Annotated in this window: 11 protein-coding genes and 2 tRNA genes; 1 reads left to right on the top strand and 12 read right to left on the bottom strand. The window is 47.4% G+C overall.

All coding sequences use genetic code 11. From position 1 onward, the window contains the following. Window positions 1-31: 31 nt before the first annotated feature. The 9 genes from GPK81_RS16855 to GPK81_RS16815 all read right to left on the bottom strand — a co-directional run bounded on the left by GPK81_RS16855 (window position 32) and on the right by GPK81_RS16815 (window position 12,851). Window positions 32-406 carry a PqqD family protein gene (locus GPK81_RS16855; protein WP_215707387.1) on the bottom strand — a complete coding sequence of 125 codons (375 nt, stop codon included), beginning with the start codon at window positions 404-406 and terminating at the stop codon, window positions 32-34. Next, a complete protein-coding gene (locus tag GPK81_RS16850) occupies window positions 406-2,304 on the bottom strand; it encodes an OPT family oligopeptide transporter (RefSeq protein ID WP_215707386.1) in 1,899 nt (632 codons plus the stop codon). Before GPK81_RS16850 ends, GPK81_RS16855 begins: the two co-directional genes overlap by 1 nt. Window positions 2,305-2,522: 218 nt before the next feature. Then, window positions 2,523-4,322 (bottom strand): hypothetical protein, encoded by a 1,800-nt coding sequence (locus tag GPK81_RS16845; RefSeq protein ID WP_021977265.1) that lies wholly within the window; start codon window positions 4,320-4,322, stop codon window positions 2,523-2,525. Further along, window positions 4,315-5,232 (bottom strand): AAA family ATPase, encoded by a 918-nt coding sequence (locus GPK81_RS16840; protein WP_215707385.1) that lies wholly within the window; start codon window positions 5,230-5,232, stop codon window positions 4,315-4,317. Before GPK81_RS16840 ends, GPK81_RS16845 begins: the two co-directional genes overlap by 8 nt. A 161-nt stretch (window positions 5,233-5,393) precedes the next feature. After that, the gene (locus tag GPK81_RS16835; protein WP_174087962.1) at window positions 5,394-7,511 is read right to left on the bottom strand and encodes a glutamine synthetase III family protein; all 2,118 of its coding nucleotides are present in this window, start codon (window positions 7,509-7,511) and stop codon (window positions 5,394-5,396) included. Between the two features lie 93 nt (window positions 7,512-7,604). Next, entirely contained in the window at window positions 7,605-8,570 is a 966-nt protein-coding gene (locus GPK81_RS16830; RefSeq protein WP_118062111.1) for a diacylglycerol/lipid kinase family protein, read from the bottom strand. A 179-nt stretch (window positions 8,571-8,749) separates the two neighbouring features. Continuing rightward, window positions 8,750-8,823 (bottom strand) — tRNA-Met (locus GPK81_RS16825). A 16-nt stretch (window positions 8,824-8,839) separates the two neighbouring features. Then, window positions 8,840-8,912, bottom strand: a tRNA-Val gene (locus tag GPK81_RS16820). A gap of 183 nt (window positions 8,913-9,095) precedes the next feature. Further along, a complete protein-coding gene (locus GPK81_RS16815; RefSeq protein ID WP_215707384.1) occupies window positions 9,096-12,851 on the bottom strand; it encodes a phosphoribosylformylglycinamidine synthase in 3,756 nt (1,251 codons plus the stop codon). A 153-nt stretch (window positions 12,852-13,004) separates the two neighbouring features. Between GPK81_RS16815 and GPK81_RS16810 the strand changes: the two genes are divergently transcribed. After that, entirely contained in the window at window positions 13,005-13,883 is an 879-nt protein-coding gene (locus tag GPK81_RS16810; protein ID WP_021976074.1) for a LysR family transcriptional regulator, read from the top strand. A 68-nt stretch (window positions 13,884-13,951) separates the two neighbouring features. Here GPK81_RS16810 and GPK81_RS16805 read toward each other — a convergent pair whose 3' ends face one another. The 3 genes from GPK81_RS16805 to GPK81_RS16795 all read right to left on the bottom strand — a co-directional run bounded on the left by GPK81_RS16805 (window position 13,952) and on the right by GPK81_RS16795 (window position 15,503). Further along, a complete protein-coding gene (locus GPK81_RS16805) occupies window positions 13,952-14,788 on the bottom strand; it encodes an Mrp/NBP35 family ATP-binding protein (RefSeq protein ID WP_021976075.1) in 837 nt (278 codons plus the stop codon). 95 nt (window positions 14,789-14,883) lie between these two features. Next, complete coding sequence (locus GPK81_RS16800; RefSeq protein ID WP_021976076.1) at window positions 14,884-15,261, bottom strand: metal-sensing transcriptional repressor; 378 nt, start codon at window positions 15,259-15,261, stop codon at window positions 14,884-14,886. 14 nt (window positions 15,262-15,275) lie between these two features. Then, on the bottom strand, window positions 15,276-15,503 hold the full coding sequence (locus tag GPK81_RS16795) for a hypothetical protein (RefSeq protein WP_015526956.1): 228 nt from the start codon (window positions 15,501-15,503) through the stop codon (window positions 15,276-15,278). Window positions 15,504-15,547 lie beyond the last annotated feature (44 nt).

Below are 15,547 nucleotides of genomic sequence, written 5' to 3'. Positions count from 1 at the left end.
ACTATTTTGCGTCCGTTCCCGTTCTCTTTTGCTATTTGTCTGTCTTCTTATTTATAAAGTGGACAAACTCATAGCTTTCCATTATCTGAAAGTATTTTACGATTCTCGGATAAAGCGGTTCTGCCTTATCTCCGAAATGCTCTTTCACCAGCAGGGCAAGCTCCTGCACGGTTTTGGCTCCATCGATCTCAGGCCAGATAAAAGTTCCCATTTCATCAAGATGAACCTTGGAAAACCTTGGCTTTCCAAAAACCTTCTGCGCGATGGTATTGAACATACCCTTATTCTCTATCTCAAGAATGATCCGCTGCTTCAGGTCCCGGTGCCACCGGATCGACTGGTTTGTTTCCGGGATCAGATCAAGATAGTTGATATCCTGTTTCTTATCCTTTTTGTTTTTTCTCATCAGGCTTTCTTCTTTCTCCAGATAGAGAATTTAAGCAGTGACAGGATCATGATGATCATCAGCACAACACCGCCGATATTTCCAAGGTTTACAACGCCGGACATATCAAGGCTGATACCGACAACTGCAAAGATCGCAAGAAGAATTCCAACAAGACCCTCGCCGGCGATCATACCAGCACAGTACAGAGTACCATCTGTGGCCTGAGCTGTCTTGGTTTTTTCGTCAACACCTTTTCTGCGGTCAAGTAATCCACGAACGATACCACCGATCATGATGGTTGCGTTCAGGTAGATTGGAAGGTAAAGACCGATTGCGAAAGGCATTACCGGGATACGGAGGATCTCAAGGCAGATTGCAAGGAATACACCTACAAATACAAGTCCCCATGGAAGGTTTCCGCCCATGATTCCCTCAACGATCATCTTCATAAGCTGAGCCTGCGGAGCAGGGATCTCTGCTGTACCGTAGCCCCATGCTGCATCCAGAAGATACAGAACACCGCCGATAGCAAGACCGGAAACAACAACACCGAGCATCTCGCCCATCTGCTGCTTCTTAGGTGTAGCACCAAGAAGGTATCCTGTCTTAAGGTCCTGAGAGGTATCACCGGCGATCGCTGCGATGATACAGATAACAGAACCAACAGCGATCGCTGCTGTCATTCCGTCGATACCTGTTTTACCGGAGCTCTTGATCGCAAATGTAGCAATCAGAAGAGTAGCGATAGCCATACCGGAAACCGGGTTGTTGGAGCTTCCTACAAGACCTACCATACGGGAAGATACTGTTGCAAAGAAGAATCCAAAAACTACGATGATAACTGCACCAAGAAGAGTTACCGGGATTGCCGGAACGATCCAGATGATAAATACCATTGCTATAACACCGAGAAGGATGAACTGCATCGGAAGATCCTGTGCGGTTCTCTCTGTGCTTGTGTTCTTGCTTCCCTTCATGCTCTTCATGGAGTCACGGAAAGTTGTAACGATCAGCGGCAGGGATTTGATCAGGGAAATGATACCACCTGTTGCGATAGCACCTGCGCCGATATATTTAACATAAGTAGACCAGATCGCTGATGCTCCGCCGTTTGCGTAAAGCTGGGCAATGGTCGTTCCCTCTGCTGCCGGATACATCCATGTATCAGGTCCGAACAGGCAGATCAGCGGAATGATGACCATCCAGCCGATAAGAGAACCGGTAAACATGTAGGATGCGATCTTCGGTCCTACGATATAACCAACACCGAGAAGTGCCGGATAAACCTCCATACCGATCTCACCCTTGAAGGATTTAAATGCTGCAGAAACATCTGCCGGAAGAAGCTTCAGTCCATCAACAACAAATTTGAAGACAGCTGCAAGTCCCATACCGGAGAATACTGTGGAAGCATTTGCTCCGCCTTCCTCACCGGCAAGAAGAACGTCTGCGCAGGCAGTTCCTTCCGGATAGAGAAGAGTTGCATGCTCTTTAACAATGAGGGCATTACGAAGGGGTACCATGAAAAGTACACCAAGGATACCACCGCAAAGTGCGATCAGAGTGATCTCAACGATGCCTGGTTTGCTTGTAAGTCCTTCCTCTGCCCAGAGGAACAGTGCAGGCATGGTAAAAATAGCACCTGCTGCAAGAGACTCACCGGCTGAACCGATAGTCTGGACCATATTGCTCTCCAGAATGGAGTTTCTGCGAAGAATTACGCGGATAACACCCATGGAGATAACTGCCGCCGGAATGGAGGCAGATACTGTCATACCAACACGAAGGCCAAGGTAAGCATTGGCTGCGCCGAAGATGACAGCAAGGATACATCCCATGATCACAGATGTAACTGTGAACTCCGGAGTAACTTTCTCCGCAGGAATGTAAGGTTTGAACTCTGTGTTTTCGTTCATATTTCCTCTCCCTTTATCTAGTAAATTAGTAACGTTATTTAGTATAACAAATTTCGCTTATTTTTGCAAGGAATTATCTCTGTAATATTATGTATTATTTACAATTTTATGGATAATTATAAGCAAAAAATTAGTCACTATGCAGCTTTTATGCTAACATAGTGACTGTATTCTTGTTAATTGAATATTATACATTCCGAAAAAAATGTCGTTTTTTTTCAGTTATCTGCTTCCAGCTGTTTTGTCAGATATCGTCCTACGATCTTGGAAAAATTTCCGATATCCCGGATATAGGCAAAATCCTTTCCAAAGATCTTCTTTTCCGCTGCAAGGTCCTTCTCTTCTCCCGCAAATACTCCCAGAACACTGACCCCCTGGCTGCGGAGGCGGCGCACTTCTGTTGCGGTATCCGCAATAGCATATTTTCCCTGATAAGGTGCCGGATTTTTTGCATTGGGACGGTTTATGATCACATCATAAGGACGGCCGTCACTTAAGATGATCAGGATCTTTTTCTCCTCTTCTCTCTGTAAAAGGCCGTATCCCACTGCTTTTATGGCAAGCCCGTCGCGGTTGTTAGATGAAGTCACATAATTGAAAATATCATCATCTGCCGCGACCGGATCCTCATACTCCCGAAACCTGTGCAGGATGGTATGATCCCAGAATGTACAGTAACTCATAACCCGGTGGGGGATGTCCACATTACTTAAGGCAGAACTGATCATATAGGCCTGCAACGCCACATCTCCCTGTCGGCTCATCTGGGAACCGCTGGCATCGATCAGCACATCTACCACAAAATCCGTATTATCCCCACGGAGGATCCGTTTAAAAAGATTCGCCTCGCTGCTTCTTCCTACACGCCACAGCCTGGAAGGAACGATGGTTCCCCGGTCTGAGAGGACTTCCTGGTTTTCACTTCGGATCACCAGTGCTTTTTTCAGAAGTTCCGTCAGCATGGAAATATTCCGTTTCGCAATCCTGTGCTTGTCATGATAGACCCATATGTTCTTATTGCGGAGACGTTTGGCATACTGGTACTGGTAATTGTCCCGGACCGGATTTTTCAGGATCCCTTCGGTAAAATATAACGTACAGTCCCCGTGAATCCCCCGGCACATCAGATAATTCATTCTTTTTTCTTCTGCCGGTGAAAGATAACTTCTTCCAAAGTTCAGTTCCACATAGGTGTGGGCTTTCTTAAGTGCCTCCTCGGAAACCACTGTGATCTTGTTTTTTACCTTGCGCTTTTCCTCCATATCTTCAGTAAGGGAAGAATCCTCAAGATCTGTCATCCGGTCCGTAATCTTTTCCACATAGTTTTCCAGGGCATCCTCATACATCTCTTCGTTGAGATAGTCTTCCCAGCCGAATTCCGTCAGTTCCTCAAGCGTCACTGCCATTACCCGATCCAGAGAACCGTTTTTCTTCTCAAAATCCGGATCGATCACTGTATTATAAAGCCTGTCAATGATCCGGATCAGTTCCATGGTATCTCCGGTTTCTGCACAGGCATAGATCTGATCCCGGAATGCGGAAAGTTTTTTCTCCACAGGTTGCACACTTCCTGCAAGAACGTCACGGAATACCGCGACTTTCAGCCGATCCAGCAGTTTATCATAGGAAGGCAGGGTTTCATATTCCTGATCCAGGATATCTTCCAGCGCTTTTTTCCGCATACGGCGCACGCCCGGGCGTTCCTCGCAGATCCGCGTTCCCACTGCTGCCTCGATGCAAAGCTGTGTCAGCCCGGTAAGTTCCGCCTCCGACGCATCCAGATAGATCTTTTTCACAAGGTAAAGGCCAAGAAGGTTTTTGTCAAAATATCTGGCAAAAGCGCCCTGTTTGATCCCGTCGTAAAGTGCGATCTCTTTGGAGCGGAGAAACAGGGATACATCCGGCTTTACTTCCAGGGTGTAATCTCCACTGACCGTCCAGAGAAGATTCCGGATGCGGTTTTCCAGATCCAGTTTGTAATCTTCAATGGAAAGTTCTTCTGTCAGATCTTTACGCATAGACATCGTCCTTTGTCCACTCTTCCGGGATCCTTGTACGGACTACATCGTCCACGATCTCTTTTTCAAAAATATCGAAGGTTTTGTTCACCACTCCCATCTGCACTGCAGCCAGGGGAGAAAGTCCCGCGCGGACGATTTTCATGGAAGCCAGAAGGCCGCGGAGATCCAGGGATTTTGTGGAAATCTCACTGTTTACAGATTTTTTCTGAAGGTCCATAAAAACGCCGATAAACTGTTCCACTGCTTTTTCTTTTGCTTCCGGGAACATTTTGTTAAAAATGAACCCTAAAGTTTCCTCTGTCTGGGCCGGCATATCGATCACCAGAAAACGGGAAACAAGGGCTTCGTTCAGCTCTTTTGTTCCTGCATATCCATAATTCATGGTTCCGATAAAACGTGCCGCCGGATGGAGATCAATCCTGTCATATCCAGGAACATCAATGGAACGGCGGTAGTCCAGCGTTGCGTGAAGGACTGAGACCGCATCGTTCTTTGCCATGTTGATCTCATCCAGGATACCGAAACCACCGTACTCGGCACACTGGTAGATGCTGCCCTTCCGGAGGCATACTTCATTGTTTACAAACGTGTCCGTTCCGATGAGATCCCCGCTGTTTGTGTTGACATGAAACGATACATTATAGATCGGGCGGCCAAAAGCATAAGCCAGATTTTCGGCCAGGATATTTTTTCCGGTGGCTTTCGGACCTGCAAGGAGGAGATTTTCCCCCTCCAGAAGACCTGCGATGGCCATTTCCAGGATTTCTTTTCCATAGAACGGAATGGACGGTCTGGTGACTCTGGCTGCGGCCGCTTCATCAACGCCATAATTTTTTCGGAATTCCTCGACGCCATGGATCAGGTCTTCGGAAACGTTTTGTTCTTTTAAAAATTCTAATTCTTTCATATATTTACTCCTGAATCTGATTCAAGCGGATAAAAACCTAACAGTTTCTCTCTCCGCCAGGTAAAAAACGGGACAGATCTTACATCCGTCCCGTCATTTGCTTTCAAAGATGCCTCTGCATTCAGGGAACATCTCTTATTTCCTGTATTTTATTCAGCCGATCATACCTCAAAGATCAGATCGCCGTAAGATGGCATCGGCCACATATCTTTATCCACGATCATCTCAAGCTCATCGACCGGTTTTCTTAATGCTTTCATTGCCGGTACAACACTCTCTCTGAAGAATACGGCACGGTCACGTCCCTCTTCATGAGCTTCTGCCTCTGCGATCAGTCCGGAAAGTTTATCCATAGCTGCCTTGGTCTCTGCGAGAAGGGTGGAGGATTTTTCCAGAAGGCTTGTCTGTACGCTGACATCAAGTGCTGCACTTACTGCTTTTACAGAATTGATGGACTCTGCAAGAACGGTTGTGTAACGGATGACTGCAGGGATGATCTGCTTGGTTGCGATATCCACCATGGTCTTAGCCTCGATGTTGATGGCTTTTGCATAGCCTTCGTACTGGATCTCTGCTCTGGACTCAAGCTCTGCTCTTGTGAATACATTGAAGGATTCAAAAAGCTTCACAGCCTTGTCTGTAGTCAGTGCAGGGATGGCATCTACCATGGACGGAAGGATCGGAAGCCCACGTCTCTTTGCCTCTGCCTCCCACTCCGGTGCATATCCGTTTCCGTTGAATACAATACGCTGATGCTCCGTTGCGTACTCTTTGATCAGGTCATGTACTGCGGTGTCAAAATCTTCTGCTGCTTCCAGACGGTCGCATGCCTCGCGGAATACTTCTGCCGCAATGGTGTTCAGTACAACGTTGCACTCGGAAATAGAATCACGGGAACCTACCATACGGAACTCGAATTTGTTTCCTGTGAATGCAAACGGTGAGGTTCTGTTTCGGTCTGTAGCATCCTTCATGAAATCCGGAAGTGTCTTAACACCGGTATCCAGGATCTCGCCGGTCTTACTGTGTGTGGCGGTACCTGTGCTGATCAGCTGCTCCAGCACATCCTGAAGCTGCTCACCGAGGAATACGGAGATAACTGCAGGCGGTGCTTCATTTCCACCGAGACGTTCATCGTTTCCAACGTCTGCTGCAGACTCTCTCAGAAGATCTGCGTGCTCATCAACGGCTTTCAGGATACAGGTGAGAACAAGAAGGAACTGGATATTCTCATGAGGAGTTTTTCCCGGCTCAAGAAGGTTGATCCCGTCATCCGTTGTCAGGGACCAGTTATTGTGCTTACCGGAACCATTAACTCCTGCAAATGGTTTCTCATGAAGCAGGCAGCGCATACCATGGCGGCTTGCAACTTTTTTGAGGATACGCATCATGATCTGGTTGTGATCTGCCGCAATATTTACCGGTGCGTAGATCGGTGCCAGCTCATGCTGTGCAGGTGCAACCTCGTTATGCTGTGTCTTGGCTGTTACGCCCAGTTTCCAGCACTCCTCGTTGACTTCTTTCATGTATGCGGAGATTCTCTGACGGATGGTTCCGAAATAATGGTCATCCATCTCCTGTCCTTTCGGAGGCATGGCACCGAAAAGTGTTCTTCCTGTGTAGATCAGGTCTTTTCTCTGGAGCCATTTCTGTTTGTCAACCAGGAAATATTCCTGCTCAGCTCCAACGGAAGGCGTTACTTTTTTGGAAGTTGTATTTCCGAAAAGGCGGAGAAGTCGAAGTGCCTGTGTATTGATTGCTTCCATGGAACGAAGAAGCGGTGTTTTCTGGTCAAGTGCCTCTCCTGTGTAGGAGCAGAATGCAGTAGGGATACATAAGATTCCGCCGGCTGCGTCATGACGTACAAAGGCCGGTGATGTACAATCCCATGTTGTATAGCCTCTGGCCTCGAATGTTGCGCGAAGTCCTCCGGACGGGAATGAAGATGCATCCGGCTCACCCTTGATCAGCTCCTTGCCGGAAAAGCTTAAGAGTACCTTGCCATCTTCTCTTGGTGCTGTGACAAATGCATCATGCTTCTCGGCAGTAACGCCTGTCAGCGGCTGAAACCAGTGACAATAATGAGTGGCACCCTTCTCGATGGCCCATTCCTTCATCTCATGTGCAACCACATCAGCGATCTCCATAGACAGCTCCTTGCCCTCTTCTATTGTCTTTTTCAGTTCGCGGTATACCTTCTTCGGCAGACGGTCCTGCATAACAGAATCGTTAAATACATCGCAGCCAAAGATTTCCTTTACGTTGATATAATCTCCCATTTCTTCCTCCTTTTCGTTCCTGTATATCCAGTCTTTCTTATGAGGAAAGACGTTTTCACCTCTGTATGATCACCTTGTCCTCGGATGCCCGGATCATTCTTCGCTGTTCTGGGTGATCTCCTTGAGCTCCTGCATTTTCTGGTTCAGCCGGCTTTTTTTCTGTTTCTTACTGCTGGTGAGATAAAGGTTCATGGCCTCATGAAGATTATCGATCTCCACACGGGTCTGGTCTCCTCCGAATTCTCCGTCCAGCGTCCACGGAACAGCCTCCTCCGACTCAATCACAACATGTGCGGATTTGAAAGAATAGATCAGATCTGTATTATCTTCTGCGGTGAGAAGTGCAGTCATGATCTCCTGAAGCTCCAGCGGATTCTTCGGGTTGGTGATCAGTGTCACCTCAAACAGTCCGTCATTCATATCCACATTTTTTCCGGTGAGGTTCTTAAAACCGCCTACAGATCTGGAATTACTGATCATGCCGTAGATAAAATCATTCTCTACGGTCAGCTCATCGGAAGTTACTTTCAGATGATAGGATTTCACCTCAAAAAGCTGTTTCATCCCTTCCAGCACATAGGCCACATGTCCCAGGATATTTTTCAGATCCTGGTCTGTCTCATAGGAAACATTGGTAAACAGTCCAAACGCAGCCACATAGGCAAATGTCTGGTTATTAAATTTACCGATGTCACAGTGATAGATCTGCTCCTCCATGATCATGGATGCAGCTGCAGTCATACTCTTCGGCATAAACAGACTGTTGGCAAAATCATTGGTGCTTCCTGCCGGGATATAGCCAATGGGTGTCTGGCTGCCCACTTCCACGATTCCAGTAACCACTTCATCCAGTGTACCATCACCACCACTGCAGGCGATCAGATCCACCTGATCCGCATATTCCTTCACCTGTTCATAAGCATCCTTCGGTCCCTGTGTGGCACGGATGATCACTTCGTACCCACCTTTATTAAAGATATCCACAATGTCCAGCAGATGCGTCTTGATTCTTCCTTTTCCTGCTTTGGGGTTGAAAACAAAAAGCATTCTTTTTTTCATTATCCAATCCTCATTTCCCGAAATGATTCGTTATGTCTATTCTTTTACTATGATAAAAAAAACGATGTAAAATGTCAATCTTAAGTTTTTACATCTGGTCTTACCACAGACCGCCGGAAATTTATAACAAAAAAAGTCCGAAAACCCAATAAAATTGAATCTTCAGACCTTTTGTTAAGTAGCGAGAGGGGGATTCGAACCCTCGACACCACGGGTATGAACCGTGTGCTCTAGCCAACTGAGCTATCTCGCCATATCTTTTTGTAACATGGGACCTATAGGGCTCGAACCTATGACCCTCTGCTTGTAAGGCAGATGCTCTCCCAGCTGAGCTAAGATCCCATAACAGTTGCTCGTCTTAAGAACTCTTCTGTTCCGCAACTCGCTTTGCTATTATATAATGGTTTCTGACTTGTGTCAACACTTTTTTTCACTTTTTTTAATTTTTTAAAAAATATATGTTTTTTTGTATTTTTACAGTGGCAGGGAGGTCTGAAATCCCCTGCCACTGCAAGCTTACGGATATTACTTGAAGTATTCTACACCAGATTCGAAAATCTTGATATCCTGCTCTCCATAGATATTTACAGCCACACCTGCGTCACGACGCTCGCTGTGCGCCATCTTTCCGAGAACACGTCCATCCGGGCTTGTGATACCTTCGATGTTCATATAAGAACCGTTTACATTGAACTCGCCCTCATAGCCTGTTTCATCTACCGGTACATACTCCGTTGCGATCTGTCCGTTTTCTTTGAGTTTCTTCAGCCACTCATCATTTGCAACGAAACGTCCCTCACCGTGGGAAGCCGGGTTGCAGTATACACCGCCAAGCTGTGCTTTCTGAAGCCATGGAGACTTGTTGCTGACAACCTTGGTATATACCATCTTGGATACATGACGGCCGATGGTGTTGTAGGTCAGTGTCGGAGAATCCTCTTTCTGACCACAGATCTCGCCGTACGGTACCAGTCCCAGTTTGATCAGGGCCTGGAATCCATTGCAGATACCAAGTGCCAGACCATCGCGCTCATTGAGAAGCTTCATAACAGCTTCTTTGATCTTCTCGTTCTGGAATGCAGTTGCAAAGAATTTAGCAGATCCATCCGGCTCATCACCTGCTGAAAATCCGCCCGGGAACATGATCATCTGTGCCTGACTGATAGCTTTCTCAAAGATTTCCACAGAATCATGGATATCTTCTGCTGTCAGGTTTTTGAATACTTTTACATCTACTTCAGCGCCTGCTCTCTCAAATGCACGGGTGCTGTCGTACTCGCAGTTTGTTCCAGGGAATACCGGAATGAATACGCATGGTTTTGCCACTTTATGTTTGCATACATAGATGCTGTCTGCTTTGTAAAGGGAACCGTCATCTGCTTTGACATCCTCGGTTCCTGCTGCTGTCTTGAATACGTTCTCCAGAGTGCCCTCCCATGTGGAAAGTGCCTCTTTCAGAGTGATCTCAGTATCGCCGTAGGAGAATTTCGCATCGTCTGTAGCCTCACCGATCACTGTGTAAGTGATAGCAAGCTCGCCGACTTTTCCATCCGGAACTTCGCAGATGATATCTCCGAATGCCGGGGCAAAGAAATCTCTTGGATCAAGGCTATGCTCGATCTTCACGCCCATACCGTTACCAAATGCCATCTTGCTGACTGCTGCGGCGATTCCATGACGGTCAAGTGCATATGCGGAGATCACACGGCCAGCCTGGATATCCTGATGTAATTTGTCATACTGCTCCATAAGAGCCGGATAATCCGGAAGGTCATAAGCGTCCTTCGGTGCACGGAGCCATACCAGTTTGCTTCCTGCTTTTTTGAGCTCCGGTGTAATCACGTCTTTTACTTTTGCAACATCCACTGCGAAAGATACCAGTGTCGGAGGAACATCAATGTCATTGAAGGTTCCGGACATACTGTCCTTACCGCCGATGGAAGGAAGGCCGAATCCGATCTGTGCCGCATAAGCGCCAAGCAGTGCGGAGAACGGCTGGCTCCATCTCTTCGGATCTTCGGTCATACGACGGAAGTATTCCTGGAATGTGAAGCGGATCTTCTTATAGTCACCACCGGTTGCAACGATCTTGGCAACAGACTCTGTTACTGCGTAAGATGCTCCATGATACGGGCTCCAGGAGGAAAGGTATGGATCGAAGCCGTAGCTCATCATGGTAACTGTCTCTGTTTTTCCGTTCTGTACCGGAACTTTTGCAACCATGGACTGTGTCTCTGTCAGCTGATATTTACCACCGTGAGGCATAAATACGCTGCCTGCGCCGATGGAGCCGTCAAACATCTCCACAAGACCTTTCTGTGAGCATACATTCAAGTCAGCGAGAGTATCCAGCCATTTTTTCTTTACGTCTGTGACATCCGGACGTTTTTCAAAAAGGTTTCCGTCTTTGGACGGGATCTCAACCTCAACGGAAGTCTCCTGATGTGCACCGTTGGTATCCAGGAATGCACGGGAAATATTTACGATCTCTTTTCCTCTCCAGTTGAGGACAAGGCGTGGCTCCTTAGTTACAACTGCAACAGGAACTGCCTCAAGATTCTCTTCATTTGCGTATTTCAGGAAAGTATCCACATCTTTCGGGTCAACCACAACAGCCATACGCTCCTGGGACTCGGAGATGGCGATCTCAGTTCCGTCAAGACCTGCATACTTCTTCGGAACTTTGTCAAGGTCGATCTGAAGTCCTGGTGCCAGCTCGCCGATGGCAACAGAAACACCGCCCGCACCGAAGTCATTACATTTCTTGATGATATGGCTGACTTCTTCTCTGCGGAACATTCTCTGGATCTTACGCTCTGTCGGTGCATTACCTTTCTGCACCTCTGCGCCGCAGACCTCAATGGAAGCCTCTGTGTGAACCTTGGAAGAACCGGTAGCACCACCGATACCGTCACGGCCGGTACGTCCTCCAAGAAGGATGATGATATCTCCCGGATCGGAATTCTCACGGATAACCGCACGTCTCGGAGCAGCACCCATAACCGCACCGATCTCCATACGTTTTGCAACGTAGTCCGGATGATAGATTTCTTTTACAGCACCGGTTGCAAGACCGATCTGGTTTCCGTAGGAGCTGTAACCGTGAGCTGCGCTGCGGACAAGTTTCTTCTGCGGAAGTTTACCCTTCAGAGTTTCTTTTACGGATACAGTCGGATCAGCCGCACCGGTTACACGCATTGCCTGATATACATAGGTACGTCCGGAAAGCGGGTCACGGATGGCACCGCCAAGGCAGGTAGCCGCACCACCAAAAGGCTCGATCTCGGTCGGATGGTTGTGGGTCTCGTTCTTGAAGTTGATCAGCCACTCTTCTTCTTTTCCGTCCACATCCACCGGTACCACGATACTGCAGGCATTGATCTCATCGGACTCTTCCTGGTCTGCAAGTTTGCCTTCTGCTTTCAGTTTCTTCATTGCCATAAGAGCCAGATCCATCAGGCAGACAAATTTGTCATCACGGTCTTTGTACATGTTCTTATGGGCATCCAGATATTCTTCGTATGTTTTTTCGATTGGAGCTTTATAGTCGCCTTCATCAAACTTCACGCTGGTAAGCTCTGTGGAGAAAGTGGTATGTCGGCAGTGATCAGACCAGTAAGTATCCAGAACACGGATTTCTGTCATGGACGGATCACGTTTCTCTTCATTTTTAAAATATTTCTGGATATGCTGGAAATCCTTGAATGTCATGGCAAGGTTCAAAGAAGCGTACAGCTCTTTCAGATCAGCCTCTGCCATATCCTTGAATCCGTCAAAGATCTTCACATCCTCAGGGTCCGGGAATACGGTTACCAGTGTCTCCGGTTTCTCAAGTCCTGTCTCACGGGAATCCACCGGGTTAATGCAGTGATGTTTGATTGCCTCAAACTCTGCGTCTGTAACGGTTCCCTCAATTACATAAGTAGTTGCGGAGCGGATGATCGGTGCCGCATTCTCATCCAGGAACTGTACACACTGTACAGCGGAGTCTGCTCTCTGGTCAAACTGTCCAGGGAGGAATTCTACGGAAAATACACGTGCGCCCTCTGCCACATCAAATTTCTCAAGATACAGATCATCTACCGGCGGCTCTGCAAATACGGTCTTGCAGGCTTTCTCAAATACTTCATCGGAGATATTCTCCACGTCATAACGGATCAGCTCACGGACTGCTGTCACAGTGCTGATGCCAAGATAATGTTTGATCTCATGTTTCAGTTCCTTTGCTTTTACTGCAAAGGCAGGTTTCTTTTCTACATACACACGTCTTACGTTGCTCATAGAAGGCTCCTTTCTCTATATCCGATAATAAGGATGGTAAACGTGCAGAAAGCATTTCTGTCTTTCTTTTCTGCTGAAAATATAGTATCATAGGAAATATCATTAGTAAAATTAATATATCTTATATCATTTATAAGCGGAGGATTTTTACATATGGATATCAATCTTGAACTCTACAAAGTGTTTTACTATGTAGCAACAACCCTAAGTTTTTCGGAGGCTTCCAGACAGCTTTTTATCTCCCAGTCTGCAGTCAGCCAGGCGGTCAAAAACCTGGAGAAAAAACTGGGCCACACCCTGTTCGTTCGAAGCACCAAACGGGTGATCCTGACTCCTGAGGGAGAGCTTCTTCTCCAGCACGTAAAACCGGCCCTTTCCATGCTTAACGAAGGCGAGGCAGCCCTTTCCGGCGAGGGAAATCTTACCGGTCAGCTGCGGATCGGTGCCAGCGATACTCTGTGCCGCTATTTCCTCATCCCTTATCTCCGCCGGTTCCACAAGGATCACCCGGAAGTGCGGATCAAGATCATCAACATCACTTCCATCGGATGTGCGGAGCTTCTGGAAAACGGCCAGGCAGAACTGATCGTCACCAATTACCCCAACTCCCGGCTTTCTTCCCACACAAAACTTCAGACTGTGCTGGAATTCCGTGATATCTTCGTAGCAAACCCGGATTATTTTACCATGGGAAAAACGCCTCTTTCCCTGGAAAACCTTCTGGATTATCCCATCCTGATGCTTGCTCCGAAAAGCACTACCAGTGAATACCTTCATCAGGTGTTTGCGGCCCAGGGACTGAAGCTGCTGCCTGAGGTGGAACTGAACAGCAACGATCTTTTGATCGACCTTGCGGAGATCGGACTTGGTATTGCCTGTATCCCGGACTATATGCTCCGCAACCGCCCGGGCCTGGAACCGGTCCACCTGAAAACACCGCTGCCTGCAAGAAGCGCCGTGATCGCACACCATGAAGCGCTGCAGCTTTCTCAGGCCGCCCAGTGCTTCCTGAAATATTTTTCCCAGATCTAAAAAGAGACCATCGGAATCCTTATTGTATCGGATTCCGATGGTCTTTTCTGTTATTGCCTTTTTATTCCTTACGCTTCATCTTTCGGCATTACATCTGCTGCCGCAGTGATATACTCGTTCTCGATCTTGCTGAACAGGCCGCTGTCTGCAAGCTCTGCAAGTTTCACATCGATCGGCATCTTGCCAAGTACCGGAACTTTAAGTTCTGCGGCGATCTCATCGATATGGCTCTCGCCAAAGACCTTGATCTCTTTTCCGCAGTCCGGACATTTCACGTAGCTGTAGTTCTCCACGATTCCAAGTACCGGAACTTTCATCATATCAGCCATATTGTAGGCTTTCTTGACGATCATGCGAACCAGATCCTGCGGGGAAGTAACGATCACAACACCGTCAATCGGCAGGGACTGGAATACAGTTAACGGAACATCTCCGGTTCCTGGCGGCATATCTACGAAGAGATAATCCAGCTCGCCCCAGATTACATCACTCCAGAACTGTTTTACCATATTTGCAAGGACCGGGCCTCTCCAGATTACCGGTGTCTCCTCATCCGGAAGCAGAAGGTTTACAGACATAACCTCAATTCCGTTTGCAGTTGGCATCGGATAGATTCCGTTGTCACTGCCCTGTGCATTACCCTTGATGCCATACATCTTCGGGATGGACGGACCTGTGATATCCGCATCCATAATGCCCACTTTATATCCCTTGGAAGCCATCAGATTGGCCAGGGAGCCTGTTACGAAGGATTTACCAACGCCACCCTTTCCGCTGACAACTCCGATCACATGTTTTACGTCAGAAAAAACATTTGGTTCTGCCATGAGGCTCTGGGGCTGTTTCTGGCCGCAGCCTTCACAGCTTGATTTGTTGCAGGATGAATTGCTGCACTCTTTTGCCATAATAGGTTCCTCTCATTCTTTGTATTTACACAGGCAGAACTGGCTCTCTGTCCGTGCATTTTCCTCATTCACGATTTGCTCATGAACGCCTTACCTTATTTCATAAATCTGTCGATCGCTTTTTCCAGTTCCTTGATAGCATCCCGGTCTCCATGCTCCACTGCATCCACGATACAGTGCTCTATATGATCCTGCAGGATGATCTTGCCTGTATTATTGATCGCAGATTTCACGGCTGACAGCTGGATCAGCACCTCGCTGCAGTCACGTCCGTCCTCCACCATGCGCTTGATGGATTCCATATGACCGATGGCCCTGGAAAGTCTGTTGAGCACAGCCTTGGTCTGTGCGTGGCTGTGATGATGAGGATGTGTGCCATTATGAGTATGCACATGTTCCTGCTCCCCATGGGTATGTTCAAGAACGGTTCCATCCTCGAGAACGTGCACATGCGTTTCGTTTTTATCACTCATGTGTAATTCCTCCTTCAGATTTCCGTGAAAGAACAGCGCTGCCGGATCATGGATGTCTGAATGTCAAAAATGATGGTTCCGTCTTCCAGTACTGTCTTCTCGTAGGAGACATCCTTTCCCTGAAATTTCTGTTTCACATACGCTTCCGGATCTGCGATCTCCACTTCTTCCACAAATACATCACGCATCTGATTTCTCGGGCATTTGTTAAAAATTTCCCAGATTACTTCGTACTCTTTCATCCGTGTCTGTTCCTTTCTTTGTCATCTTATCTATTATAATAATT

Source organism: Blautia sp. MCC283 (assembly GCF_018785565.1).
In the GTDB taxonomy this organism is placed as follows: domain Bacteria; phylum Bacillota; class Clostridia; order Lachnospirales; family Lachnospiraceae; genus Blautia_A.
Note: the sequence above shows the minus strand (reverse complement) of the source record. Positions and strands in the feature narration are given on the sequence as shown.

What these genes read in the sequence shown, in the direction of transcription:
- GPK81_RS16830 (WP_118062111.1), bottom strand. Translation starts at nt 8,570, where the DNA reads ATGAAAAAAAGAATGCTTTTTGTTTTCAACCCCAAAGCAGGAAAAGGA.
- GPK81_RS16805 (WP_021976075.1), bottom strand. Translation starts at nt 14,788, where the DNA reads ATGGCAAAAGAGTGCAGCAATTCATCCTGCAACAAATCAAGCTGTGAA.
- GPK81_RS16815 (WP_215707384.1), bottom strand. Translation starts at nt 12,851, where the DNA reads ATGAGCAACGTAAGACGTGTGTATGTAGAAAAGAAACCTGCCTTTGCA.
- GPK81_RS16845 (WP_021977265.1), bottom strand. Translation starts at nt 4,322, where the DNA reads ATGCGTAAAGATCTGACAGAAGAACTTTCCATTGAAGATTACAAACTG.
- GPK81_RS16795 (WP_015526956.1), bottom strand. Translation starts at nt 15,503, where the DNA reads ATGAAAGAGTACGAAGTAATCTGGGAAATTTTTAACAAATGCCCGAGA.
- GPK81_RS16800 (WP_021976076.1), bottom strand. Translation starts at nt 15,261, where the DNA reads ATGAGTGATAAAAACGAAACGCATGTGCACGTTCTCGAGGATGGAACC.
- GPK81_RS16850 (WP_215707386.1), bottom strand. Translation starts at nt 2,304, where the DNA reads ATGAACGAAAACACAGAGTTCAAACCTTACATTCCTGCGGAGAAAGTT.
- GPK81_RS16840 (WP_215707385.1), bottom strand. Translation starts at nt 5,232, where the DNA reads ATGAAAGAATTAGAATTTTTAAAAGAACAAAACGTTTCCGAAGACCTG.
- GPK81_RS16835 (WP_174087962.1), bottom strand. Translation starts at nt 7,511, where the DNA reads ATGGGAGATTATATCAACGTAAAGGAAATCTTTGGCTGCGATGTATTT.
- GPK81_RS16810 (WP_021976074.1), top strand. Translation starts at nt 13,005, where the DNA reads ATGGATATCAATCTTGAACTCTACAAAGTGTTTTACTATGTAGCAACA.
- GPK81_RS16855 (WP_215707387.1), bottom strand. Translation starts at nt 406, where the DNA reads ATGAGAAAAAACAAAAAGGATAAGAAACAGGATATCAACTATCTTGAT.